Raw genomic sequence first — 22,447 nt, forward strand, 5'->3', positions numbered from 1 at the left:
GCCCCGCAACCCTTTTGCTTCAAAGCGCTCCAGTATCGCTGTCACGGCTTCTGCAGCCCGGCCCGGTGATGCATCTATGCGTTCCAAGGCCTCCATGGCGGCGGGCACCGGCGCGTTCGGATCGGTCGTGGCCACCACCGTCAGAGCTCGCCCTCGGATGGTGTCTTCCACCGTGGTCCACTCGTCTGCGAAAAGCTGAGGGTTGTCGGTGAGCAGAATCACCATGACGGGCCCGGGTGTCAGCAGACGGTTGGAACGCCCACGAACGGCGGCGCCATGGTGCACATGAATTGCTCTCGCGTGGCCCACCTCGTCGAGCTTTAACAGAAAGTCATAGCAGGCTGGTGTATCCATTTCATTGCAGACGATGTGGATTTGGCCCTTCGCCCATTCTTGAAACCCTACCGCAGAGGGCTCTAGCTCTCCGCCGGCGAAGCACGCTTCTACGAACTTCCGGCCCATCAGGCTCAGTCCCTTTTCATCAATGAGGGCCCATCGCTCAAAGGTTTGCCTATTGAATCCAGGTTTCCCGTGCAGTCCTAAGAATTCCTTAGGGTTCAAATTTCCGCCGCCTCTCCCTGGAAAGATTTGGTGGCGCTCGGCGATCAAGGCGCGCCGCAGTAGATCGACCTGGCCAAACGACAAGTCGCTCAGCGCCTTGATGAAGTGGCGCTTGAGATGGCCTGCGGTTTTGCCGGTAGCGATTGAACAGGCAAGGCGGCCATAGACGGTGGCCTTCTCGGCCTCGATGTCCATCTCCAATGCCCGCAGCATGGCCAGAAAATCTTCCGAGGTCATGGCCTCCGCGTTCTCGGGGAACACCTGACCCTCAAGCGCGGCACGGGTGAACTCCCGATAGCGCTCCTCAGTGCGCTTGGCAAGCCAGGCGGCGATGAATTTTGGGCCCTTCGAAAGAAGGGCGAACGGACCGGAGATTTCCTCCAGTGGGGCAAGGTCAGGGTAGTCCATCGGGGTCTCGTGACGGTTTGCGGGGCCAGATACCTCATCCTCAAGCCTTCAAGCCCGTTCTTCAATCCTTCGATTGAATTCCCCATCCGGGCGGTGGCCTCTTTCACTGGGAATCCTGGCTCCGCTGACGCAGCCGCTAGGACAGGCCTCCTCCACGCTGTTCCGGCCCTTCGATGCGCTCCTGGCGTTGCTCACTCCCGGGTGCGGATTCGTCCAACGCTTCGCCCGCCGGTCCCCACGAGGCGCATCCCGCGCCGGTGGAGAAAGCAAATGAAGCGAGCCAACGACATTCGGGCCCAATACCAGCTGGCCATGGACGAAGAGGGCATCCTCCTGGCCGCTTCGCACATTCTGGAGCGCCGCCTGCAACGCCAAGGGGCCATCACCGACCCCAACAGCGCCAGCGACTACCTCACTGCCCGCTGTGCGCACCTGGATCACGAAGTGTTTGGCACGGTGTTCCTGGACACCCGCCACCGCATCCTGGCCACCGAGCACCTCTTTCAAGGCACCATCGACGGGTGCGAAGTCCATCCCCGCATCGTCGCCAAGAAGGCACTGGACCACAACGCCGCCGCGGTCATTTTCTTTCACAACCACCCCAGCGGAAACCCCGAGCCCAGCGCGGCCGACCTCGCCATCACCGACCGCCTCAAGCAGGCCCTTGCACTTCTCAACATCCGAGTGCTGGATCACCTGGTGATCGCGGGCACCTCGCACGTGTCGATGGCTTCACGGGGGTGGGTGTGACCACCCCCGTGGGAGAAGAAGCCTGTGCCGGAAGTCGCCGCCGGCCGCTGCGCGCCGGCATCTGAAACGCATCTGCATGGAGGGAAAGCACCAACGCCTTCGGCGCGATAAGTGATGTTAGGAAAAACTGCGGCCTTAGCTCCGCAGTTTTTGCTTTTAGTCAAGATTTTGTCCACTAAGGCCGTGGACAAATTTTCAGGGTGATCTACCTTGAATTCAGGGATAGGCAATGCCGCCGACCAAGACAAGAGGTGTCAAATGAGCGCAACCGTCACAACCAACGAAACCAAGATGATCGCGTTGGGATTGAATCCCGGCTTGATTGAAGATTATGCAGCGGTCTCCTTGGAGCCCGTGAGCTTTGAAGAAGAGGACAGCCTGGGCTGGGCGACCACTTGGAGTGCGGTTCATGCCGTCGAACTCCACAACGGCGGGAAGGTCTACGTTAACGGCCGATCCTTCTACGTCTCTCAAGCCAAGCCCGGTTACAAACACCTGCTCAAGTGCTGGCGAGAAGAGCAGGGGCGGCGCGCAGAACTGGCTAATGATGGGTGACGTGGCTCCTCGGATGAACGGTTATTGGGGAGACGGAGAGCTCGGAAAGAGTGAGAGGGCATCCGTGCTTCACGGCATCCATTTCGTCAGTCCCTCGGTGGGTGGCCCGCTCTTCAATACGGTGTGGCTTCCCACGCTTGCCGACTTGCGGGCGCTGCTCACTGACGCCGACCGCTGCAAGGCAGCCGAAACCGAGGTATGCGCGTTCATTGGCACGTTCGTGGACCCGTTGCCCCCTGAGCTCGACGAGGTCATTTACCAGCCATCGATAAAACAGATTTCCAGCTTGCCGGATGATTGCGGGATCGGCGTGGGCGTTTTTGTGACTGACGCGTTTGCGTTCGTCCTTCAGCGCCTGATTCAGGAGGCAATGGCTCAGCACCGTGCGCGTGAGCTGGATGGGTTATGGAAAAAGTCAGCGGCCGGTGGCAAACGCCCCAGGCTCTGACCGCTGGCTCAATGGGCCCTACATGGCCCACTTTAGTGCGCATCCAGATCTACCCAGCCCAGTTCGGGGACAGTCCACCCGAACCGGTATCCGGCGCGGTCCGCTGGTTAATTAAGAGGAGGCAAGCCATGAAAAATTTTCACAACGTTCAACAAAAGGATGGGGAGTTTTCAGCCGGTCATTCTTGGATACGCTCATTTATGAGGCCCTTTCGTATTGGGTCTGGAGTCGACTGGGAAGCCGCTACTAAAGAGGCGGTAGCGAAAGTCGTCAAGACCGACGAGTGGAGGGCATTCCTAGATGAGCGAGGCGCGTCAGATAAAAGTCCTTCTATCACCGAAGACTAACGAGGCAAAGGCGGCTAGATAGCAATGGACCCCCTTGCGCGTTTTCAGATTCGAGGTATCGGTAAGGGAATGGCCCTTTCTGGGGCTACTCATCCCCACTCAATCCCTCTCAAGGAGACGATACCCATGACACGCAAGACCTTCCTTCGCGTCCTTCTGCCCATCGCCCTGGCTTCGCTGGCACTGCCCGCGTTCGCCGCCGACACCACCGCGGACCTGACGATTCAGGGCACCTTGACCAACACCTGCCAGCTGTCCGTGACCTCCATCGAAGGCATGGACTGGTCGGGCATCTCTGAAGCTGCCGCCCGCACCTCCGGGCTGAGCATCGTGTGCAATGCGGGCACGACTTACTCCATTTCGCCGGGCCAGGGGCAGAACTTCGGCCTGCTTTCCGGGTATGAGACCTACCGGGCTGTGACCAACGGCGCCGGGGCTTACATCCCCTACGGCTTCTTCAAGGACCCGCAGGGAAGCCAAGTCTGGGGGGATGACACCGACGCGTTCACCGGCGTTGGCGACGGCACCGTCCAAAGTTACAACTACGCGGTGCGCTTCCTGGCCCTCAAGCAGGCCGTGGGCGGCAACTACACCGACACGGTCACCGTCACCGCTATTTACAACTGATTCCCATCGGTTGTCCCGACGCCCCCAGCTTGCCCCGGGGGCTTTTTGTTGCCGCAAAGATGAGTAGGTATGGGTTGACGGAATGGTATTCCGATCTAGCTTGAATGGAGACACCCCCAAAGGAGACCCCATGACCCATTCTCAACGTTTTTTGGCCGTGGCCGCCGCGTCCTTGCTGTCCTTTTCGGCGTCCGCCGGTTCCATCTCCGTTGGCCCCACCACCCTGATGGCCGATACCTCGGCCAAGCACGTTGCCGTGACGCTGCACAACAGCGGGGACACCTCGGTGCGTTACCAGGTGAAAGCCGTGGGGTGGAATCAGGCCACGGGGCAGAACGTGTTTTCACCCACCACTGAGATCGTGGGGGCGCCTACCTTCGTGGACGTCCCGCCCCAATCCAAGCGCACCGCCCGGTTGATGCGGGTGGGCGCGCTGGGCGAGCGGCGCTACTACCGCGTGCTGCTGATGCAGCTCAAAGACCCCAACGCCCAGGGCGTCCAGTTGCTGGTCAACCAGGACTTGCCCGTGGCCTTTGAAGCCACCAACGCACCCATCCCCCAGGTGACCGTCCAAGCGGTGGCCAAGGGCTACCGCCTGACCAACCACGGCCAGACCGCCGCCCGCGTGTCGTCCATCGGCCCGGCTGGTGGCAAGCCGTGGCGTGAGGGTGCGTTGGGTTGGACCCTGCCGGGGGCCTCGATGACCTACGAGACCCAGCCGGGGCAGCGCGCTGAAAACCTTTCAATCACCGTCAACGGCCAGCCCGTCACCGTCCCTGTGGGGCGGTGATCGATGCGTGGCCACGCCTTGGCGTTGTTGTTGCTGGCTGCATCGTCGGCCAGCGCAGCGGTGCCCGATGGCGTGGCGCCAGCGTTCCTGGTGCCGGTCATCGGCGGCAAGGCCAAGGCGGATCCACTCACGTTCTGGCAGCAAGACGGCCAATGGTTCGCCGACCCGGTCACCTGGCGCGAGGTCGGGCTCCAACTTCCCGCCGGTCAAACGGAGCCGGTGAGCGCGCAGGCGCTGGGCGTGGGCTTTGCCGTGGACGAGGCCACCGCCACGGTCGCCTTGGACCTGCCAGCCGACCGGCTCAAAGCTCAACGCGTGGCCCGTGACCGCGCCGAGCGCGGCCCCATCGCGCCGCCCGCTCCCGGGGTGCTGGTGAACTACAGCGTGGCAGGCATGGTGTCCGAGCAACAGCAGGCGTTCTCGCTGGGCCACGAGGTCCGCAAGGCGGGGCGTTGGGGCGTTGTCAGCACCAGCGGACAGGTCAACACCGACACGGCCGGCACCGGCTACGTTCGCGGCGTGACGCGCTGGCAGAAAGACGATCCCAACCGCTTGGTGACCTACCAAGCCGGCGATGTGTTCGCTGGTCCGTCGTCCTCGCCGGTCAACCTGGGAGGGGTGCGCGTGGCCAAGGACCCGCGGGCGTTGGACCCGTTGACGCCCACGTATCCGGTCCCGATGCTCGGCGGCGTGGCGCTCGATCCGGCCACGGTCGAGGTCTTGGCCAACCGCGCCCGCGTGCTGCAAGGCCGGGTGGGGAATGGCCCGTTCACCGCCGATGGCAGCGCCGTGGGGACCGGTGCACAGCAAACCCAAGTGGTGGTGCGGGACTCTTACCGCCGCGAAACGGTGGTGAGCGATCAGCGCTTCTACGTCGCCCCCACGCTGCTCCGCAAAGGGCTCACCACGTGGGAAGTCGCCGCTGGCCGGGTGCGCCAAGGAGAGAGCGATTACGGGACATTGGGCGCGACCGGGTCGCTGGCGTGGGGCCTCAACGACCGGTGGACCCTGCGCGGCACCGCCCAAACCTCATCGGGCGGGAAGGCCAACGTGGCGGTGGGGGCCACCACGGTGCTTGGCACCTACGGCACGCTGGATCTGGAAGTGGGCATGTCCACCCAAGGCGGCCAACGCCAGGCCGTGGCCTACGACTACCGCGGCCCGAGGTTTGGCGTGCGCCTGGAGCACGAGCGCCAACAGGACTACTGGCGCCTGCGCGCCCACGGTGCCGTGGAGGTGGAGCAGCGCACCCGGGGCTCGGTGTTCTGGCGGCCCACGCCCCAGTGGTCCCTTCGGGCCAGTTATTCGGACGTGCGCACGCCACGCTTTCGCACCGCTTATGCCGACGCCGGACTGACCTGGCGTGGCAACGGGCACACCGTGGCCGTCTCCGCCTTGCGGGATCTGGAGCGCAAGGAAACCCGGGTGGAGGTGGGCTACAGCTACGATTTCGGCCGGGGCAAGGGCGTGAGCGTTAGGGCCCGGCAAGCCCCCGATGCCACCGCCTGGGCCGTCCAAGGGCGCGCCCGTCCCACGGTGTTGGGAACCCCTGTCGGCTTGTCCGCTTCGGTGGACGAAGGAGCGGCCGGCCAGACGGCCCGGGCCAACGCCAACTGGACCACCCGGGCAGGGTGGGTCCAGATCAACGCCGAGCACGGGCCCAACGGCACCTGGACTTCCGGTTCGATGACCGGTGCCGTCCACCTGGAACGCCAGGGCGTGACATTCCTGGGTCCGGCCGAATCCTTCGCCGTGGTGGACGTGCCCGGCCAAGCCGGGGTGCCGGTGAGGGTGGGTGGCCGCTTGGTGGGGAAGACCAACGCCCAGGGCCGCTTGGTGGTGGGCGAGGTGACCCCGATGGTGCCCACGGAGGTTCGCGTAGACGATCGGGCGCTGCCACTGGGCACCCAGTTGGCCGAGATCGAGCAAACCGCCACCGCGGGCCGCCAGGCCGGCATGCACCTTACCTTCCCGGTCCTGACCGAGACCGCACGCACCTTCCGCCTCACGGGCCCGGCCATCGAAGCAGGCACGGTGGCCAAGACCGCGACCGAGACTACCCAGGTGGGCTACGACGGTGTGCTCTACCTGGAGCAGCCGCGCCCCGGCCAGACGGTGGAGGTGGAAGGGGTCTGCAAGGCCCAGCTGCCTGCGGACCTTGGGGCTGCGCAAACGGTGGCCGAGGTGGCTTGCCGCTGATGGGGAGAGCCTTTGGAAAAAAAGTGTTGCTATGCAGCAGGTGCTGCGGAAGTGGCCCTCTACCATGGGGGTGAACGATACTTGGGACGGATACAGGGCGGATAAGTGGATCGTGGACGATCTCCGGGCGACCAAGGGCAAGGGCTGCGGAATCCACCGGATGGCTCTGTTAAAGCAAGAGGCGGGAAATAGCGGCACCGAGCAACGGAAGGCGGCGATCGGGACATAGACGGGGAACAGACATGGAAAAGCCAAGGGAAGTCCAGAAAGTCCTCAGAAAGACGGCCAGCAGTGGCAAGGTGGACTACGCACCACCCGTGGTTCTCAACGAGACCAGCAAGAGCAAGCTGCAAGCGTTAGCTTGGTTCATCCCCCATAGCGATGGTCGAACCACTTTCTCGCTGAAGCTAGAAGGCTTCGTGAAGTCGAAAGGCCAGCCCTTTATCGAGGACAAGACCAAGACCCTGACGTTGTCGGAAACTTCGTCCCTCCAGCTCCTTAAATACCTACAGACACATCTGCCCCTTGCCGCTCAGTCGGAAACGGGGGAGTTCATCTTGATTCGGGTGGCCAACGGCGAGGCCAACCTGACGGGCCATGATCCTCAAGAACTGGTGGGTGCCCTGACAAAGGTTCTATCGCAGTCAGAGTTGCTGGGTCATTTGTCCAGCACTGAACTCACGCATGAGCTAAGCACGGCGCTGCGTGGGTCAATCCGCTTGAGCGAGATGCGATCAGCGGTGGCCGAACTGCGCTCCAACCTCACCCGGGGAGAGGCGGTCGAACAGACTTACCAGGCCTGGTGCGAAAAGCACTGCTGGGCCTTTGGCAGCGCCTACGTGGTCCGGGATGAGGTTAGAGGCATTACCACCGGTGACAATCTCGATCTGATGTTGCCCAATGTCATTGCCGGCTATCGGGACATCGTCGAGCTCAAGCGACCGGACAAGGATGTGCTGCTCTACGATGCAGCCCACAAGAACCACTACTTCTCAGCGGACGTATCCCGTGCCATCGGGCAATGTCATCGCTACCTGGACCTCCTTCATGAGGCAGCCAGGCACGGTTTGCTGGATCACAAAGAAGTAGTCGCCTACCACCCGCGGGCCACCATCGTCATCGGGCGGTCCAATGAGTGGTCCGATGAGCAACAGCGTGCGCTCCACGGCCTCAATCAGCGCATGCACGGGATATCCGTGATGACCTACGATCACCTGCTGGCTCAAGGAGAGCGCCTGATTGAGATGATGAGCCCTAGCGATGGGGATGAAGATGCTGAGACATCAGCTGATGATGACGACATTCCTTGGTAAGAAGTCCCACCCCTCACACCAATAGTCTGGCCGCTATGTCTACGTTAGCTCCCCGGGAAAAACGAAAACTTGAAGATTTGTTCGGAATGAGCAGTGGTTACGTTCTCGACTTTTCGAACAGCACATTTGCTCGGTTCTTTGAAGAGGTGGTTTATCTGGACATCTACGGAGGGAAGTACAGCGAATATGGCTCGTCGAAAGCCAACCATCTGCGCTGTTTCTGGACCAAGGAAGATGATTTCGTGGTGGGTCGGGTAATTCTGGGGTTGCTAGAGCATTGTGGGGATGTCGGTCATCCCGCCTTAGAGCGGCAGGCTCTGTTCAAGGAGTGCGAAGCTGTAGGGACACGTCTGGCGCAAGCGAAGGCAGTGGCGGATATAGAGGCTATCGAAGGCGACTCGGAGGACTTCCAAAAGGTGGCCAAGGCCGCAAGGGAGTGTTTCGAGCGAAACGAGCCTGAACAAGGCTTGGACCGGTTACACACCTTTCTCGTCAAGTTTCTTCGGAAGCTCTGCGAGGAGCACGGTATACCTAGGGACCGTTCGGTGCCGTTGGGCGGTCTGATGGGTGGATACGTGAAGCGCGTCAAGGAGGAAGGTCTCCTCAAGTCCAAGATGGCGGAGCACATCCTAAATGGCGCGACTTCGATATTCGGCCAATACGACTACGTTAGGAACAATCACACGATGGCTCACGACAATCCAGTGCTCGCCTACGACGAGGCGCTGCTGATCGCTAGCAACGTTGCCAGCACTGTGCGATTCATCAAGGCGTGTGAGGAACGATGGAAGCTAGCGCGGCAGCAAGAAACGGTTCTTCCCGATGATACTGACATCCCGTTTTAATTGCCTTCACGCTTGCCATTGTGCCCGCGCCGCCTGATTCCACCGGGTGGCATAGGCGGGAGACGAATTTTTCTGGTTCATGACCCAGTTGGGGTAGTGCAACACCCCCACGCATCCGGCGTGCAGCCGAGGCCATGCCTAGGGGCCCCGCGCAGACTTCCCATTTGCCCGGTCCATGACCCCCATGAGCGCCTGAGCGCGCAAGTCGATGCCAGCGAGCAGGTTCCCTTGATGAAAGTCGACGTGAGTGAGGGAGTAACTCATTATCGAGGCCGAGGGCGAGAGTGGTGGTACTGCCAACGGTCGAGGTTATTCCCTGATGCCTGAACTTCTACATCTAGTCTCTCTACGATAAGCCGCCGGAGGCCAGCGATGGGAGGCCGCTAAGCCTGCAGGTGTTTGGTCAAGGTGTGCTGGTGGAGCGCGTCTATCGTGCGACAAAGGAGGTGTTCCACTCCTGCAGTCGGTTCCCACGTTGCCCACCGACCAAGGAAGACTGAAGTGGGTCAGGGCGCTTGAACGGGTCGGAGCAACTGGCGGTCGAGAAGATCCAACAGAGCATCCGCAACATCTGCGGCGGCCACCGCCCAATCGTTGTCTTCTCCGAAATACGTTTCCTCCAGCGGATCTTCCTTGCCGCCATGGAAAAGGTTGTTTCTAACGCGTCGCATCGCAACGACCAAGGCTTCGGCGTCGTTATGGGGCAGGTTGACGGGCTGGTAGGTCGCCCGTGGTCGGCCCGTCTGGTTAAACTCAATGCGCTCCCTTTTCGGCCGATTGCGTGGTGGAGCAAGCAGCTTTCTCTGAGTGGGAAGGGGAACGAGTGCGACGAATGCTTGCCCCAAGCGCGCCACCGCTCGATCCACCTTGTTCCAGTCCACGTCTACCACGGGAACGGGGGCAGGTGCTGGCAAGGCGCTGAGGCGCACTTCGATCTCGAATGAGCCGACTTTGAACACCTTCCAGATGGGTGGTTTTGGGGTCTTGGTCTGAAAGAATTCGCTGGTCTGCTTAAGCTGGAACTCAAGCATTCCGAAGGCTTTCAATAGCCGATAGGCATTGTCGGGTGATACGGGCATGGACTCATCTTAGTCCAGCTTCCTGCCACCACGCAGCCTTCCGCGGTCGCGCTTGCACGTGACGATACGCGACCAAGGTCTTGGCGCCCATGTTCCGGGCCTGGGCCAACTTCGTGCTCACCAACCGATCAGCTCCGCTGTCCAGCAACGCCCGAACCGTTGGTGCGTCAGCGGTCAGCAGGGCGACGTGGAACGGCGAGTAGCCACGGACGTCGTGCGCGTTGGATTGGGCCCCGCGCCCGATCGCCAGGGCCACCTGGGCGGGGTTGCGCTGTTGAATTGCAGCGAGTAAGTCGGTGTTGGCCATGCGTCCTCCTGACCCACTGATTTTCCGCTGTAGCGGAAACGCGCAACGGGAGGGTGACAGTTTGGCAAACTGTCGTACAACCCCAGCATTTTTTCGCTTTAGTCAGTAAAGCCCTCTGGACAGGATGTCCCTTTCTGCTTGCATGGATATGAAGGGATGCAAATGTATTCCGTGGGGGCTGACATGAATTTCGTGGCAAGTATAAAAAAGGGTGTGCGGGGATGGTTAAAGGATTTGCGTGACCCACCAAATCTATTTCAAGAGCCGATCTGGAAGGTTCGCGTGGAGTTCCTTGTATTGACGCTGCTCTCTCCAATCCTGATCCCCCGCTATGTCATTGAGAAACGCATGGGTAAATGGAGGAGACATCGCCGGATGCCACCCATCTTTCAGCTATTCGACCGCGAAGGAGGGTTCCAGCTGAGGGAGCTTGAGCAGTTGATTGCAGATGGCGCTGATGTGAACGCTCGGGAGCGAAAAGATGGAATAACGCCACTTATTTTTGCTGTTATGCAGGACAGTCCATGGGAAGAAAATGGGCGAAGGTGGCTCGAGGTTTGTCGCGTGCTGCTCGAAGCTGGCGCAGATCCGGACGCGGATTACGACTGTGGCGAGATAAGGCGGTCACCTATCTATTTCGCCTATCTGGCGGGCAACGTGGAGCTGCTCGACCTGTTGTTGCAGGCAGGGGCCAATCCGCGTTCGAAGGCTTGGTTGCAGTTTGTCAATGCAGAGCCACGTCCCGATGCGTGGCTCGAACAGCAACGTCCGGAAATACGCGATCGCCTATGCAGATGGGAAACGGAACAAGAGGCCCTGCGTTTGGATGCGACTCTCCCTGGCGCAACGAAAGCCGTTCCTAATAGTAGGGCACGGCTATGAGGGTGATCCCATGAACCTGCAACTCACCTGCCTCTGCCGGGGGGACGTGTTCGCCGATGGGTTTTCCTTCGCAGAACTGCTGGACGCGCCCTTGGCCGCGTTGCGCTGGGGGGGTGCGTGGTTGACCCAGTTGAAGCCCGGTGGGCCGGTGACCGAGGACGCCATGCGGCGCTTTGCTATGGGCCAGGAGCTCGATGGGCAACAGCGGTTGTGGGAAGGCGAGGGCCACCACGCCCGGGCGGCGGGCTACCGCGTTTCGTTGCGCCTGCCAAAAGGGTGCGCCGCGTTGTTGGATACCGACGGCGTCGAGAGGGCACGGCTACAGGCTGCCCACCGCCATGCGGTTGACCATGCGCTGTCGTCCCTGCCGTTCCAGCGTGATCACCGGGTGCTCTTCGTTGCATCCGATCGGTTGGAGGATGACTGGACGCACCACTGGTTGTTCGCCATCGCATGCGCACCGAACGGAAAGTGGGAACGGCTTGCGCTGAGCTTGCGGTTGGCGGCCAGCGAGGACGCTTACACCCACGCCATGGGTGCCTTCATGGAAGCGTTGCTGGAGACCAAACGATTGGAGCGCTTCTTCCGCCCAGCCCCTGTGGGCCGACCGAGGCAGAGGCTGTGACGCTGACGCCCAAGCCTCCCTTGACGGCCGTGCTGCCGAAAGTGTCCCTTTCTTCAACCTTGCGCCAGGCATTGGCCGCACGCGCTAGAGCAGCCGGGGTGAGCGAGAGCGAAGCCGTGCGCCAATGGCTCACCGCCTACCTGGCGCGCCCCCAGCTGCTGCGCTCTCCCGTCGCCGGCCCCAGGGACGACCGCTTGTCGCCTATCCGGGCTTCCCGAGACCTGGCCGACCGCGTCCGCCGCGAGGCGCAGCGGCAGCACGTGAGCGTGGCGGAACTCATCCGTCGGGTGGTGGCGTTCCAGGTGCTTTGACACGTAGTCTGGCCACCACCGGCGGGTGCCACTTCCCCTTCGCCAGGCGCTTCTGCACGAAGGCATGGTAGGCCTCGGGGGAGGGCGGCGATTTGCGTTTGTGCCGGCGTGTGTTGCAGAGCCAGCAGGCGGCAGCGATGTTGCCGGCCACGTCCTTGCCGCCCTCTTGCTGGGCGACCAGGTGCTCGGCGGTGCAACGGAGCGGCGTGGCCGTTTTGGCGCGCAGGCCGAACGGCTTTAGTTCATCGGGAGAGGCGTTCCACATCGGCACGCTGCAATAGCAGCACCGGCCCTTCTGGGCGAGGAAAGCCTCGGTTCTCAACCGTTGGAGTTTGGGCATGCTTAGATCTCAAAAGACAGGAAAAACCATCCCGTCGTCGCTAGTGCGATCGAATCGGGAACCTGTTGCCTTGAGCTAAGCAGGCAATACGCCGGGGGTATTTCCCCTCGCGGCAAGGGAGTTATCGCGCCCCAGGGTAGTGGGTGTCAAGATGGGCCATGACCACCTTTGACCAAACCAATGATCTGCTCGACGCCTCGGTAACGTTGTGTCCGGTTCCGGCCAGCGGGGAGGAGACCGATGCCTGAGGGCGGAGCAGCACCGGACGCATGGCCCGTTTGGTTGAAAGAGCCGCGCGTGCAGCGGGCACTGGAGTGGGCCGACCACGTGCGGCGTTGGAACGAGGAGCAACTCTATGGATTGATCCTGCATGGGCCGGAGCCAGACCACATGGCGGTCGTGGCTTTCGCGGTGGTGCACGAGCACCAATCGTCAGCCATGCTCCTGGTCAAACATGGGTTGTTGGGCTCTGCGACGGCATTGATGCGGCCTGCCTTTGAGGCGTTCGTGCGCGGGCTGTGGCTGCAATGGGCCGATGACCAAGAGCTGGCGCGGTTCCAGAAGGGCCATGACACTGCAACCCCAGAGAAGATGATCCGCAGGGTGATCCAGCGTTCCGGTGAAAAGCGTTACGCGGATTTGTTGGATACCTGGGAGCAGTCTCAAAAGACGATGCACGGCTACGTCCACCATGGCTACCAGTCCCTGATCCGTCGTTCCGGCGTCATCGACACGTCCCCTGACGAGGTGGTGGACCTGCTGGGATTCAGCGCGTCCATGCCGCTCCATGCTTCTCTCGAAACCGTGGAACTCGCCGGAAAGCGGGTGCCAGAGGAAGAAATGGCTACCCGGCCGCAGTGGGTTGCGGAGAAGAAACTCGAGATCGTCACCATGCTGCGCGACATGGGCTTGGTTCAGGTGTTGGGTGAAACGGCGCCTGCCCCACCGACCTTTGACGGTGGGGGGAAGGCGTAGTGTAGGGTGTTTCAGCGCGCATAATTGGTCGGAACCTTTTCTCGATCCAGGAGCATCCTTGCTGCAAGAGTTGCCGTTCTTGCAGCAGCCAACGGAAGCTTCAACTGTGAGAGCTGTAACCCTCACAGCGTTTAATTTGCAGAGAAGGGCTTGCCCGGCGCCCGTTCGAGTGGCCATGCCAGGGTCGATGGGCTATAACCTTTGAATTCCCTAATGGGGCGCTCCCTTGGCCCTGACCACCCTGAAGTCTCTCAACGCCGAAAGCAAACAGCTCGAAGCCTAGAAAAAGGTGGTCGAGAAGCGCGACGGTGAGGTGCCCAAAGCCCTGGCGGTCCTCCAGAAGTATGCGAAGGTCCTCAGTCCGGCCCAGCGGCGGCAGGTGGCCAAGCTCATCGGGGAAACGATCGACGCCAAGCCGGCGCGTGCCACCAAGGCTGCCGCGGGTCCCCTCGAAGGGCGCAAGCCCGGGAAGGTGGCGCCGAAGTATCGCCTTTCAACCGGTGAGACCTGGGCAGGTCGCGGCTTGGCTCCCAAGGTCTTCACGCAATGGGGCAAGTCCGCACAGGGCAAGGCGTGGGCTCAGGCCAACCCCGGTGCGAAGTTGCCCTCGGCTGGTGGCACGGTGAGGAAGGCACACGCCAAGGTTGCCAAGAAGGCGGGCAAGACGGTGAAGAAGGCCGTCCAGAAGGCCGTCAAGAAACTTGCGAAGAAAGCCGTCGCCAAGAAGGCCAGCAAGAAGGCCTGATCATGCGCGGCCTGTTCCCCAAGAAGAAGAGCCGGCTCTCGCCGCAAGGCAACGCCATCGCGGCCGCCCACGTGCTGCTGGACAGTGCCGAGGGGCGATTGGACGAGAAGCCCGCAGGCAGGCGCTTGCGCGAGGAAGTGTGCCTAATGGCCCTACCTGACCTGCATCCAATGCCTGTCAGGGCAAGAAGCCTTGGTGGCCATTGAATCGCTGCCCAAAGGGTGGCAGGACAACGGGCGCACCCAGGTGCACCTGTTGGGGGCTGCGGTCATGGCTGCGCACACGGGGCCAACCTGCGTCCGGACGGCAGCTCGCTATGCGCCAGCTACTTGCGATCGCCACACGACTTTCACGCCACTGTCACGCGGTTATGGCGATCTTCACCCCAAGCGAACAGGAGATTGCTGAGCGCCAATGGCCCGGGCGCCTTGACTTGCTGCCACCCGCGGGCCTGTAGGATCCCATCATGGAACTACTTTTGCGTCTTGCTATGGTTATCTTGGCCTGCGCAACTGGTCTGGCGCTGCTCCAGCTTGTGATCGCGCTCTTCAAGCCGCCGTCCTGCCGGGAATGGTTGCGCCGTAGGAGAGCGAGATGATGCGTTCGTTTCACTACGCCTACCGGAAGGCTCGCGATTGGCACAGCTCCGTAGCGACATCGATTTGGGCCGGAGTCCGCTATTCGTTTACGGGCGACACCGGCTATTTCAAGTCGCACGGTGGCTGGCGTCTGTCTCGCGTGCACCGGGGGCCTGAATCGGCGGAGCAATGATCGCTTCGGCTGAGCCTGGCGGGCCGCCAAAGGATTTAAGCCCTACACAACCCGCTCGGTTTGTTTCGCTTACAGATCGGCCGTTTGTGGTGCGGTGAGCCCATCTACCCGGACGGCCGAAATGACGGGCGGCGCGCAGGCGTTGCTCTCACCGCTGCCGCTGTCGGATACTGATCCTGTCCATCGTTCGTAGCTCGCAGTTCGCGCCGCCCACGGAGCCACAAGAGTGACGAAAGCCGCGGTTCTCGCGCACCTCGGGGCCGTGATCCCTAGCGAGGTCATCGCTCTTGCAGCCAACTTGAGTCGGGGACGGGGCTAGCCATGGAGCACTCTTAAAGGTTCAGGAATAGCGCAACTGAAAACTGAAATTCAAGCTGGCCTGCGTTTTGTACACAGCTGATCCACGTTGGCCGGCTTGCACTGGTGCCGAGTGAAAGGTAGCCCGTAATGTCTAAGTGTGCGGTGGTGTTCGTAAGCGCGGCTGTGGAAGAGATCGGTGAGGAGCGCTTGCCCGAAGTCATGCGTGCAAGCCGAGAGTTCAATGCCAAGTGCGGCTCGCGTGCAGTTGTATGCTTCGACGGCAGCAGGTTTTTAACGTATTTGGAAGGCACAGCGAGTGCGGTGGCTGCGAGCTCCGTTTACACCCAGTCCTTCACCCTGCATACCGAAATCGTTGAGCTGGCGCGGGGCTCCATCCAGCAGTTGCGGTTCCCTGCGCATGCATTGCTCTTCCTGCGGATTTCAGAAGCCGAGCTCAAAGCACTGATGAGGTCGAACTGGGTGAATTTCTCCCAACGCTTCGGAGGGAAATTCATCCCAGAAACGGGGATCGAGCGGCTTGCCGCATTGGTCGGCAATCGTCTCGATGACGTTCCGCAGTGATGGGTAACGGATTTCCTCTGTAGGCCGCCCGATTCACGTTGCACAGTGGAAGCAGGGGAGTCATGAATTTGAGGCATTCGACAGGGGCATGCCATGCGGTTGGAATTTACTCACAGCCACATCTACCCAGGGGCCACCGCGTCCCTGACAGGCGAGCTGGCTGAACTGGGCGAGAGAACCACCTGCTTGGTCGAGCTCAGTGACGGCGTGGTCCTCTCGACCAGCTGTCTGATTCAAGGGGGGGAGATCATGCTATTCATGCCGGACTACCTGACCGCCCGTGGGGCAAAGATTCCGGCGAAGGACTGGGTGCTGCGGAAGGATCTGGAAACAGGCGCCTGGAAGGCAAAATCAAAGGTTGCCGTGTAGCACTTGTTGCTCTTCCCGACCCGTCAGGTTGTTGGGTCTGAAGCAATCTTAGGAGCGTGTCATGCCAAACCGTGCGGTGGTTTTTGTGAGTGAGGCGAGCCCCTACCTTAGCCTTGGGCGGCTGGTTGAGTTGATAGCCGACGCGGAGCGGTTCAACAGACAGGCCGGCGTGACCGGGGTGACGTTGTACGACGGGGCCCGCTTCCTGTCCTACATGGAAGGCGCACCGGACGGCCTTCGCGTTGCATACGCCAGGGCATCCGAAGCGCGCAGCCACCTGAACTTCATCGAGTTGGCACGCGGGCGTGTCTCGCAACGCCGGCTGCCGCGGTGGCCAATGCGATTGTTTGAGGCCAATGAGGGCCAGCTGCAGAGCATCGCGATGGCGGGCTGGGCCGGCTTCGCGCAGCGGGGCGATGCGGAAGCAATGAATGCTACGGCGATGGATCTCCTTGTGCGCTTCACGGGAGGGCCGTCTGCCTCCGTCTACGTGGGGCCCCTCTCGAAACCACTCAGCGAAGGGGAGGCGAAATGAACATCGTGGCGACTGGTCTGTCACCCGGCGGAAGGATGCTGGGAGCTCCTCTCGCGCTCCCGATGAAGCGTTGGCAAAGCTGAGCAGATTCCGTCTGCCGAAAGCAGAAGTCGTCCCAACTAGCTTGAACCAGCTGCTGACCGTGTGGAAAATTTGACCCGACCTTGTGGAACGGCAATCCACATGAATGTTCTCTTCGTGGACATTGAAACCTCCATCTGTGAGGTGGTTGGAGTCGAACTAAGAGAGCTCGGCTATGACGTCGAATGCTTGGAATTCAGCTCAGGAGCCTTGCGCGCAGCGCAAGCGGGGCACGTCGACGTCGTCATTCTGGATGTGCCCGCCAGCCCTGACGCCCGGCGCAGTGCATACAAGTTGGCAGACGAACTTCGGCGCGATGGCATCGCTTTCTTCTTTACCTCCACGCTTCATCCGAACGATGTGATCAGCCGGCACCGGGATCGGGGTGTTTTGTCCAAGCCCTACGGCGTCAAACAGATCGCTTCCTGGATCGAGGCGCTTGGCAAAGATTGCAGAGGCGAACCGGCAGGCGCGCACGTGCGCTAGCTGACTTGCAACATGCATCCGCCCTTTGGAGTGCATTGGACCGCAAGCCTTCCTCTTTACAGTGGATACGCTGGAAGCGAACGTCGCTGCTGCCCATCAATGCGCGCTACTTGCATGATCAGAAGCACTGTCGTTCAGCACCGTCACTTTCAAGACGGCGACCAGATCGTTGTCCTGCAGACAGCGTTCAAGGACTGGCTCCTGAATACGTCGTTCGCCATTGGATTTCCCGACTCCAGCAATCGGCCGCTTTCTGATCGAGCGGAGCAGGCCAAGCGCGCGCTGTTGGCCACGGCGAGCGAGATCAAAGGCCACAGTTACCAGGAGGCCTTCGTCAGGTCTCCTTTCGCCGCGCTTATCTCCATTCATAGCGCGTTGAGTGCTTCAAGCCACGGCGACGCCGTGTTCTTCCTGTGCGCCGACGAAGCCACGTCGAAAGCATCTCCAAAAAACTGATGCTGGCATTCGCCATAACGACCAGCATGACCTTGGCGTTGGGCATCTTCACTGTTGTCCGTGCGTCACATTCGAAGCAGGAGTTGTCCAGGATTGAGTCCGTCTGGGCGCGTGGCAGCTATGCCATCGGAGAGATGCGTGCGCAGTTCGGCGATCTCCCCATCTACGAAACCTCCCAGGTCAGCGAAGCCACTTCCGCTGAGGCCGTCAAGCAATACGAACAGCGGATCGTGGCGGGCAAGGCTAAGATCAACGAGCTGGTGAAGCAATACCTGCGGTCCTTCGCCGATGGCGAAGATGCCGCGTTGTTCAAGCCGGTCAGCGCTGCGTTGAGCGATTACTTTGTCATCCACGATCAGCTTCACGCTGCGCTCCTCGCTGGCGATGCCGAGGCCGCGCAGACGATCTCGGTGACAGAATCCAGGGCAAAGCGCGTGGCGCTGTTCGACGCCAACCTTCGCGGCATGAAGGCTGAGCTCGCAACCAACGCAGCAAGCCTCAACAACCTCATGTCGATCACAGGCTTGTTCTTGGCGGTGCTGTACTTGGTCGCAAGCGTGCTGGGGTGGGCGATCCGCCGTTCGGTCACCCGGCCCATTGGTGAGGCGTTGCCCGCTATCCGCAGCGTGGCCAATGGCGACCTCAACGTGCGAACCGACTACCAGAGCCGCGATGAGGCGGGCCAGATGCTGCTCTCCCTCCGTCAAATGGTTGCCACCTTGGAGCGTTTTTCGAACGACACCAAGGTCATGGTCAAGCTTCACGAGGCCGAAGACATCTCGCACCGGATTCCGGAGGACCTGCCCGGTGTCTACGGCGAGCTGGCCAAGGGCATGAACACAATGGTGTTCGAGCACCTTGAGGCCATCCTGGATGCCATCCAAGTGCTCAACGAGTATGCGGCCGGTGACCTGCGGCGTGACGCGCGACGCCTGCCCGGCTCCCGGGCGTGCTCCACGAATCGATGGACGCTGCCAAAGCAAGTCTGCTGGCGATCAACACGGAGATCAAGCGGTTGGCAGTGTCGGCTGCCGACGGCGACTTCTCCGCCCGCGGTAACACGTCTGCGTTCCAGCACGACTTTGAATTGATGGTTTCGGACCTCAACCGTCTGATGGAGACAGCTGACCACAGCCTCAGCGCCGTCTCCACCTTGCTTCAGGCCATTGCCTCTGGCGACTTGACCCACCGCATGGAAAGCGACTTCCGCGGCGTCTTTGCGACGATGAGCGAAGACGCTAACGCGACCGTGGCTCAGCTGACCGATATCGTCTCCCGCATCCAGCAGGCATCCACGGCAATCAATACCGCGTCGACGGAAATTGCCGCGGGCAATGGCGACTTGTCGCGACGCACCGAACAACAAGCGGCCAACTTGGAAGAGACGGCGGCGTCCATGGAGGAGCTTACCTCCACCGTGCGCCAAAACGCCGAGCATGCACGCCAGCGAGTTGGCCAGTGGGGCCTCGCGCGTGGCCGGGCTGGGCGGTGGAGTGGTCGGGAAAGTAGTGGAGACGATGGGGGGGGGTATCGAAGCCTCGTCGCGCCGCATCGGGGACATCATCTCCGTGATCGATGGCATTGCTTTCCAGACCAACATCCTCGCACTCAATGCGGCCGTGGAGGCGGCTCGAGCCGGGGACCAGGGTCGAGGGTTCGCCGTGGTGGCCTCCGAGGTGCGCACGTTGGCACAGTGCTCTGCCTCTGCAGCCAAGGAGATCAAGGGCTAATCGAGGACTCTGTGGCCAAGGTCGCTCAAGGATCGGCGCTGGTTGACCAGGCTGGCCAGACGATGTCTGAGATTGTCAGCTCGGTTGAGCGCGTGTCCAACGTCATTGGTGAGATATCTGCCGCCTCTCAGGAGCAGGCGTCGGGCATCGAGCAAGTGAACCAGGCTGTTTCTCAGATGGACGAAACGACCCAGCAGAACGCCGCGTTGGTGGAAGAAGCGACCGCCGTTGCCCGATCCATGGAAGACCAGTCGGTACAGCTGGCAACCGCCGTCGCGGTCTTCAAGGCGAATGAACGCGCGCAGGGAAAGACGCCAGCCACGGCCAGTGCAAGCTTGGCCAAGCCAAGTGCTGTGGACGGCTCCCGCCTTTCTCAAACCGCCTACGCGGGCAAGCCAACCCCGCCGAAGGCATTGCCAGCTCGTCCCGCACGGCAGGTATCTGCGGACGCAGCGCACTGGCAGGAGTTCTAACCGCCCTTCCAAGGCCAGTGCGAACGCATGGTCGCTCGGAGGGCATGGTTGACCGAAGTTGCCGCTGAAGTCACCGTGGGTGAGGCCGCCTGGATGGCGGCCTCAGACCCGCAAGCGCGCCGAAAGCTCGGCGCCTTGCGCCGTGAGGCGGCGAGGCGGCAATGGCATTGGCCGAGGTTACGGCCGCCCGATGGCCGCTCCGCTTTGGCAGTTCAGCGGCTCGGAGACGGGGGAATGCCAGCCAATGGTTCCCTCAGGATGCCCAGCCATGGCTCGACGATCTCCTCGAACGCGAAGACATGGTCCCGGTGCTGGTCCATCCCTTGGAGGTAGTGCCGAATGCTGCGCTCAAACTCGTCTGCGACGTTGGCGTTGCCGGCGTTCGTGCGAAGCAGGAGCACTGTGGCCGCTTCCAGCGCCGCAACACGTATATGCATGCGATTCATTGCTTCTTGAAGACGCAAAAATGCGTCCCTGACCTCGTCGTTCACCAAGCCCTCCGCGAGCAGGCACATCAACACAGAAGAGGATCAGTGGCTGCTGCTTGAGCCCGGGATCGTCAGGCGAGCACGGTTGGCGGCGATCAAAAGGGCATTGCCAATTCGCTCCGCTTGCGTCGGAGTCATCGTCGAGCCGCACATGGTCGAGTCACCGGCCGCGTTGCGAACTTGGTAAAGCCCGAGTGCAACCACTGCTGTTTCGGCGTCAATGCCGACTTCAAACCTGTCCAGTGGGAACCACGTTGCTCCGTCGAATTTCTCCATCGAGCGCCTCATGCACGGAATCGCGTTGTCAGCCAGAGATTACCGCAAAGCGTGGAACTTGGAACGCGCACGAATCGGTTGCAACTGAAAGCGGCAGCACCGTGTAGCATTGGGCAATCAACCTGAATCGATCTCCAGCCGTTGCTGAATGGATAGGGCACGACCAAGGTCAATGACGGCGACGCGTTTGCCGTTTTCCAGCTGCACGCCCTGCGGGCAGAGCTCAGCGAATCGGTCGCTGTGAGCGGCAGGCTCGGCACGCCAGGCAGACAGGCTCTCGATGACCAAGACTTCGTCCACTGCAAGAGCGAACAGCTGAACCGCGGATTGAACCAACAGCATTGCTGGACAACCCGTCCCGACTGCATCGCCTCCGGTGATCAAGCCCAGATCAACCACAGGGACGTCTTGCCCTCTGATCGAGACTACAAACTGGCGGTCCCGGGTTCGGGTCAGCGTCTCTGGTCCGCGTATTTCCACGGCCGACTCGACATCCACACCGAACAAATCGCAGCCCACACGTACAATCACCAGCTCCAGCAATGGCTCTGATGAGGCCTGCAGAAATGGATCATAAGGCAGGGGAACGGTCATGGTGTCTGTGGGCAAAGACCAAAGGGCGATCGCATCATGCCCTTAATGTGTCCACCGTGGCAATTCATGCCCTAGGAAATCCGAGGCGTTCAGATTGGCAGGCCAAGGGCCTCACTCTGACAAGACCTGCCCGTCGTCCGAAGACGATGGGTTAGCGGTGGCTGTAGCGTTCGTGCCGGCCATTCGCTTCATGAACTCTTCCAACCTCATCCGGCTCACCGCTTGGTGGTTCTGGCAGTGTGGGCACACCATCACACCGGCGCCTTCCAAGTCCGTCAGGCCCTCGCCCGGTGCTAGCAGCGAGGTGAGACCACAGCTGCTACAAGTGGCCTCAACAGCATGCAGACGCGCCAGAGCGCCGTCGGAGGTCAGTTCTCCATTGACAAAGCGAAGCAAAAAAAAGCCGGTATTAGCCACGGGTAGGGTCCTGAAATAGGCCAGAGGCAGTCAGCGGCCTCAGCGATCTCGCAGACTTCCTGAAAGCGATACGCACGCTGCAGGATCCTTCCGCGTGCTTCCATTCGGGACGGTTCGTCGGCTGGAAGACCGAGTATCAAACTCCCTCGGGTCAGGGCGCAAGGAGCTCGGCCAACTCAATGGCGCTGATGGGTCTGGAAAGCGCGAAACCTTGAATTTCGTCACACCCAAGGCCTTGGAGCTTGGCGGCCTGACCGTTCGTCTCGGCTCCTTCAGCGACGGTCGAGTAGCGCAGATCATGGGCCAGACCGACGATCGCTTGGACCTTGAGCAATGCGCGTTGGTCTTCGGAAATATCGTCTATCAGCGACTTGTCGAGCTTGAGCGTGTGAATGGGCAACTCGGTTAGGTATCCGAAATTGCTGTAGCCACTGCCGAAGTCATCCACCGCGAGCCGAATGCCTGACGAGGCCATCCGTTTGAGTTGCTCGCCCGGCAGCGAGTTGACCCGCAGCCATTCTCCCTCGGTGATCTCGACCTCCACGTCCTGGCAATCCAACCCCTGCGCGTGGATTTTGGCCACGAGTTCATCGGCCATTCCTTGCCGCGCGACATTCCGAGCGGAGAGGTTGATGGAAAGGCTCAACGCAAGGCGAGCACGCTTCCATTGCGCCAATTGTGCCAATCCTAGGCGCAAGCGAGCGGCCCCTGGGGGCACTGGTGGCCGCGGCCACCCAGTCGCGTTACTCAATCTCCCCCGATTGGCAGCAGGAGCAGATTTA

25 protein-coding genes and 2 pseudogenes are annotated in these 22,447 nt (G+C 61.2%); 19 read left to right on the forward strand and 8 right to left on the reverse strand.

Annotated features, from left to right (window positions below):
* A partial coding sequence (locus N5C25_RS02515) for a hypothetical protein (RefSeq protein WP_279936318.1) occupies positions 1-969 on the reverse strand: 969 nt, incomplete at its 3' end.
* 270 nt (positions 970-1,239) lie between these two features.
* Here N5C25_RS02515 and radC point away from each other — a divergent pair.
* The 8 genes from radC (at position 1,240) to N5C25_RS02555 (ending at position 8,843) form a co-directional block, all read left to right on the forward strand.
* Positions 1,240-1,719 (forward strand): DNA repair protein RadC, encoded by a 480-nt coding sequence (gene radC, locus N5C25_RS02520; protein ID WP_252744577.1) that lies wholly within the window; start codon positions 1,240-1,242, stop codon positions 1,717-1,719.
* A gap of 258 nt (positions 1,720-1,977) precedes the next feature.
* Positions 1,978-2,274 carry a hypothetical protein gene (locus N5C25_RS02525; protein ID WP_279936319.1) on the forward strand — a complete coding sequence of 99 codons (297 nt, stop codon included), beginning with the start codon at positions 1,978-1,980 and terminating at the stop codon, positions 2,272-2,274.
* Between the two features lie 13 nt (positions 2,275-2,287).
* Positions 2,288-2,722: a hypothetical protein gene (locus N5C25_RS02530; protein ID WP_279936320.1), complete on the forward strand. Its 435-nt coding sequence runs from the start codon at positions 2,288-2,290 to the stop codon at positions 2,720-2,722.
* A gap of 473 nt (positions 2,723-3,195) precedes the next feature.
* Positions 3,196-3,696 carry a spore coat protein U domain-containing protein gene (locus N5C25_RS02535; RefSeq protein WP_279936321.1) on the forward strand — a complete coding sequence of 167 codons (501 nt, stop codon included), beginning with the start codon at positions 3,196-3,198 and terminating at the stop codon, positions 3,694-3,696.
* 130 nt (positions 3,697-3,826) lie between these two features.
* Positions 3,827-4,486: a fimbria/pilus periplasmic chaperone gene (locus tag N5C25_RS02540; RefSeq protein WP_279936322.1), complete on the forward strand. Its 660-nt coding sequence runs from the start codon at positions 3,827-3,829 to the stop codon at positions 4,484-4,486.
* Positions 4,487-4,504: 18 nt separating this feature from the next.
* Positions 4,505-6,685 carry a fimbria/pilus outer membrane usher protein gene (locus N5C25_RS02545; protein WP_279936323.1) on the forward strand — a complete coding sequence of 727 codons (2,181 nt, stop codon included), beginning with the start codon at positions 4,505-4,507 and terminating at the stop codon, positions 6,683-6,685.
* A gap of 242 nt (positions 6,686-6,927) precedes the next feature.
* Positions 6,928-7,998 (forward strand): Shedu anti-phage system protein SduA domain-containing protein, encoded by a 1,071-nt coding sequence (locus tag N5C25_RS02550; protein ID WP_279936324.1) that lies wholly within the window; start codon positions 6,928-6,930, stop codon positions 7,996-7,998.
* 86 nt (positions 7,999-8,084) lie between these two features.
* A complete protein-coding gene (locus N5C25_RS02555; RefSeq protein WP_279936325.1) occupies positions 8,085-8,843 on the forward strand; it encodes an abortive infection family protein in 759 nt (252 codons plus the stop codon).
* Between the two features lie 506 nt (positions 8,844-9,349).
* On the opposite strand, the gene N5C25_RS02560 is transcribed toward N5C25_RS02555, so the two are convergent.
* Positions 9,350-9,922: a hypothetical protein gene (locus tag N5C25_RS02560; protein WP_279936326.1), complete on the reverse strand. Its 573-nt coding sequence runs from the start codon at positions 9,920-9,922 to the stop codon at positions 9,350-9,352.
* 4 nt (positions 9,923-9,926) lie between these two features.
* Positions 9,927-10,229, reverse strand: a complete 303-nt coding sequence (locus N5C25_RS02565; RefSeq protein ID WP_279936327.1) for an ankyrin repeat domain-containing protein — start codon at positions 10,227-10,229, stop codon at positions 9,927-9,929.
* A 156-nt stretch (positions 10,230-10,385) separates the two neighbouring features.
* Here N5C25_RS02565 and N5C25_RS02570 point away from each other — a divergent pair, with 156 nt between their 5' ends.
* Together N5C25_RS02570 and N5C25_RS02575 are read left to right on the forward strand one after the other, a co-directional pair.
* Positions 10,386-11,111 (forward strand): ankyrin repeat domain-containing protein, encoded by a 726-nt coding sequence (locus N5C25_RS02570; protein WP_279936328.1) that lies wholly within the window; start codon positions 10,386-10,388, stop codon positions 11,109-11,111.
* A 10-nt stretch (positions 11,112-11,121) separates the two neighbouring features.
* Positions 11,122-11,736: a relaxase domain-containing protein gene (locus tag N5C25_RS02575; RefSeq protein WP_279936329.1), complete on the forward strand. Its 615-nt coding sequence runs from the start codon at positions 11,122-11,124 to the stop codon at positions 11,734-11,736.
* A 276-nt stretch (positions 11,737-12,012) separates the two neighbouring features.
* Here N5C25_RS02575 and N5C25_RS02580 read toward each other — a convergent pair whose 3' ends face one another.
* Positions 12,013-12,387, reverse strand: a complete 375-nt coding sequence (locus tag N5C25_RS02580) for an HNH endonuclease (RefSeq protein WP_081352237.1) — start codon at positions 12,385-12,387, stop codon at positions 12,013-12,015.
* A 297-nt stretch (positions 12,388-12,684) separates the two neighbouring features.
* Here N5C25_RS02580 and N5C25_RS02585 point away from each other — a divergent pair, with 297 nt between their 5' ends.
* From N5C25_RS02585 to N5C25_RS02625, 9 genes and pseudogenes are all read left to right on the forward strand, one after another.
* Positions 12,685-13,362 (forward strand): hypothetical protein, encoded by a 678-nt coding sequence (locus tag N5C25_RS02585; RefSeq protein ID WP_279936330.1) that lies wholly within the window; start codon positions 12,685-12,687, stop codon positions 13,360-13,362.
* Between the two features lie 313 nt (positions 13,363-13,675).
* A pseudogene (locus tag N5C25_RS02590) lies at positions 13,676-13,906 on the forward strand (H-NS family nucleoid-associated regulatory protein); the annotation flags it as partial.
* A 203-nt stretch (positions 13,907-14,109) separates the two neighbouring features.
* The gene (locus N5C25_RS02595; RefSeq protein ID WP_049430716.1) at positions 14,110-14,313 is read left to right on the forward strand and encodes a hypothetical protein; all 204 of its coding nucleotides are present in this window, start codon (positions 14,110-14,112) and stop codon (positions 14,311-14,313) included.
* Between the two features lie 1,012 nt (positions 14,314-15,325).
* Positions 15,326-15,760, forward strand: a complete 435-nt coding sequence (locus N5C25_RS02600; protein ID WP_279936331.1) for a BLUF domain-containing protein — start codon at positions 15,326-15,328, stop codon at positions 15,758-15,760.
* Between the two features lie 93 nt (positions 15,761-15,853).
* Positions 15,854-16,129, forward strand: coding sequence for a hypothetical protein (locus N5C25_RS02605; RefSeq protein ID WP_279936332.1), 276 nt, complete (start codon positions 15,854-15,856; stop codon positions 16,127-16,129).
* 61 nt (positions 16,130-16,190) lie between these two features.
* A complete protein-coding gene (locus tag N5C25_RS02610; RefSeq protein ID WP_279936333.1) occupies positions 16,191-16,664 on the forward strand; it encodes a BLUF domain-containing protein in 474 nt (157 codons plus the stop codon).
* Positions 16,665-16,847: 183 nt separating this feature from the next.
* Positions 16,848-17,231, forward strand: a complete 384-nt coding sequence (locus N5C25_RS02615) for a hypothetical protein (protein ID WP_251101718.1) — start codon at positions 16,848-16,850, stop codon at positions 17,229-17,231.
* A 114-nt stretch (positions 17,232-17,345) separates the two neighbouring features.
* Complete coding sequence (locus N5C25_RS02620) at positions 17,346-17,687, forward strand: hypothetical protein (protein WP_279936334.1); 342 nt, start codon at positions 17,346-17,348, stop codon at positions 17,685-17,687.
* Positions 17,687-19,890, forward strand: a pseudogene (locus N5C25_RS02625) (methyl-accepting chemotaxis protein). Before N5C25_RS02620 ends, N5C25_RS02625 begins: the two are co-directional and overlap by 1 nt.
* A gap of 212 nt (positions 19,891-20,102) precedes the next feature.
* Here N5C25_RS02625 and N5C25_RS02630 read toward each other — a convergent pair.
* From N5C25_RS02630 to N5C25_RS02645, 4 genes are all read right to left on the reverse strand, one after another.
* Positions 20,103-20,381: a hypothetical protein gene (locus N5C25_RS02630; protein WP_125892001.1), complete on the reverse strand. Its 279-nt coding sequence runs from the start codon at positions 20,379-20,381 to the stop codon at positions 20,103-20,105.
* A 39-nt stretch (positions 20,382-20,420) separates the two neighbouring features.
* Complete coding sequence (locus tag N5C25_RS02635) at positions 20,421-20,654, reverse strand: hypothetical protein (protein ID WP_125892000.1); 234 nt, start codon at positions 20,652-20,654, stop codon at positions 20,421-20,423.
* A gap of 117 nt (positions 20,655-20,771) precedes the next feature.
* A complete protein-coding gene (locus tag N5C25_RS02640) occupies positions 20,772-21,248 on the reverse strand; it encodes a chemotaxis protein CheW (protein ID WP_279936335.1) in 477 nt (158 codons plus the stop codon).
* A 568-nt stretch (positions 21,249-21,816) separates the two neighbouring features.
* Complete coding sequence (locus N5C25_RS02645) at positions 21,817-22,341, reverse strand: EAL domain-containing protein (protein ID WP_279936336.1); 525 nt, start codon at positions 22,339-22,341, stop codon at positions 21,817-21,819.
* Positions 22,342-22,447 lie beyond the last annotated feature (106 nt).

The sequence above is a fragment of the Stenotrophomonas sp. GD03958 genome, from assembly GCF_029839005.1.
Classification (GTDB): domain Bacteria; phylum Pseudomonadota; class Gammaproteobacteria; order Xanthomonadales; family Xanthomonadaceae; genus Stenotrophomonas; species Stenotrophomonas hibiscicola.

Bases quoted from the DNA above. Each gene is read 5' to 3' on its own strand.
- radC (WP_252744577.1), top strand. From the start codon at position 1,240: ATGAAGCGAGCCAACGACATTCGGGCCCAATACCAGCTGGCCATGGAC.
- N5C25_RS02525 (WP_279936319.1), top strand. From the start codon at position 1,978: ATGAGCGCAACCGTCACAACCAACGAAACCAAGATGATCGCGTTGGGA.
- N5C25_RS02530 (WP_279936320.1), top strand. From the start codon at position 2,288: ATGAACGGTTATTGGGGAGACGGAGAGCTCGGAAAGAGTGAGAGGGCA.
- N5C25_RS02535 (WP_279936321.1), top strand. From the start codon at position 3,196: ATGACACGCAAGACCTTCCTTCGCGTCCTTCTGCCCATCGCCCTGGCT.
- N5C25_RS02540 (WP_279936322.1), top strand. From the start codon at position 3,827: ATGACCCATTCTCAACGTTTTTTGGCCGTGGCCGCCGCGTCCTTGCTG.
- N5C25_RS02550 (WP_279936324.1), top strand. From the start codon at position 6,928: ATGGAAAAGCCAAGGGAAGTCCAGAAAGTCCTCAGAAAGACGGCCAGC.
- N5C25_RS02555 (WP_279936325.1), top strand. From the start codon at position 8,085: ATGAGCAGTGGTTACGTTCTCGACTTTTCGAACAGCACATTTGCTCGG.
- N5C25_RS02560 (WP_279936326.1), bottom strand. From the start codon at position 9,922: ATGCCCGTATCACCCGACAATGCCTATCGGCTATTGAAAGCCTTCGGA.
- N5C25_RS02565 (WP_279936327.1), bottom strand. From the start codon at position 10,229: ATGGCCAACACCGACTTACTCGCTGCAATTCAACAGCGCAACCCCGCC.
- N5C25_RS02570 (WP_279936328.1), top strand. From the start codon at position 10,386: ATGCAAATGTATTCCGTGGGGGCTGACATGAATTTCGTGGCAAGTATA.
- N5C25_RS02575 (WP_279936329.1), top strand. From the start codon at position 11,122: ATGAACCTGCAACTCACCTGCCTCTGCCGGGGGGACGTGTTCGCCGAT.
- N5C25_RS02580 (WP_081352237.1), bottom strand. From the start codon at position 12,387: ATGCCCAAACTCCAACGGTTGAGAACCGAGGCTTTCCTCGCCCAGAAG.
- N5C25_RS02595 (WP_049430716.1), top strand. From the start codon at position 14,110: ATGCGCGGCCTGTTCCCCAAGAAGAAGAGCCGGCTCTCGCCGCAAGGC.
- N5C25_RS02600 (WP_279936331.1), top strand. From the start codon at position 15,326: ATGTCTAAGTGTGCGGTGGTGTTCGTAAGCGCGGCTGTGGAAGAGATC.
- N5C25_RS02605 (WP_279936332.1), top strand. From the start codon at position 15,854: ATGCGGTTGGAATTTACTCACAGCCACATCTACCCAGGGGCCACCGCG.
- N5C25_RS02610 (WP_279936333.1), top strand. From the start codon at position 16,191: ATGCCAAACCGTGCGGTGGTTTTTGTGAGTGAGGCGAGCCCCTACCTT.
- N5C25_RS02615 (WP_251101718.1), top strand. From the start codon at position 16,848: ATGAATGTTCTCTTCGTGGACATTGAAACCTCCATCTGTGAGGTGGTT.
- N5C25_RS02620 (WP_279936334.1), top strand. From the start codon at position 17,346: ATGATCAGAAGCACTGTCGTTCAGCACCGTCACTTTCAAGACGGCGAC.
- N5C25_RS02635 (WP_125892000.1), bottom strand. From the start codon at position 20,654: ATGGAGAAATTCGACGGAGCAACGTGGTTCCCACTGGACAGGTTTGAA.
- N5C25_RS02640 (WP_279936335.1), bottom strand. From the start codon at position 21,248: ATGACCGTTCCCCTGCCTTATGATCCATTTCTGCAGGCCTCATCAGAG.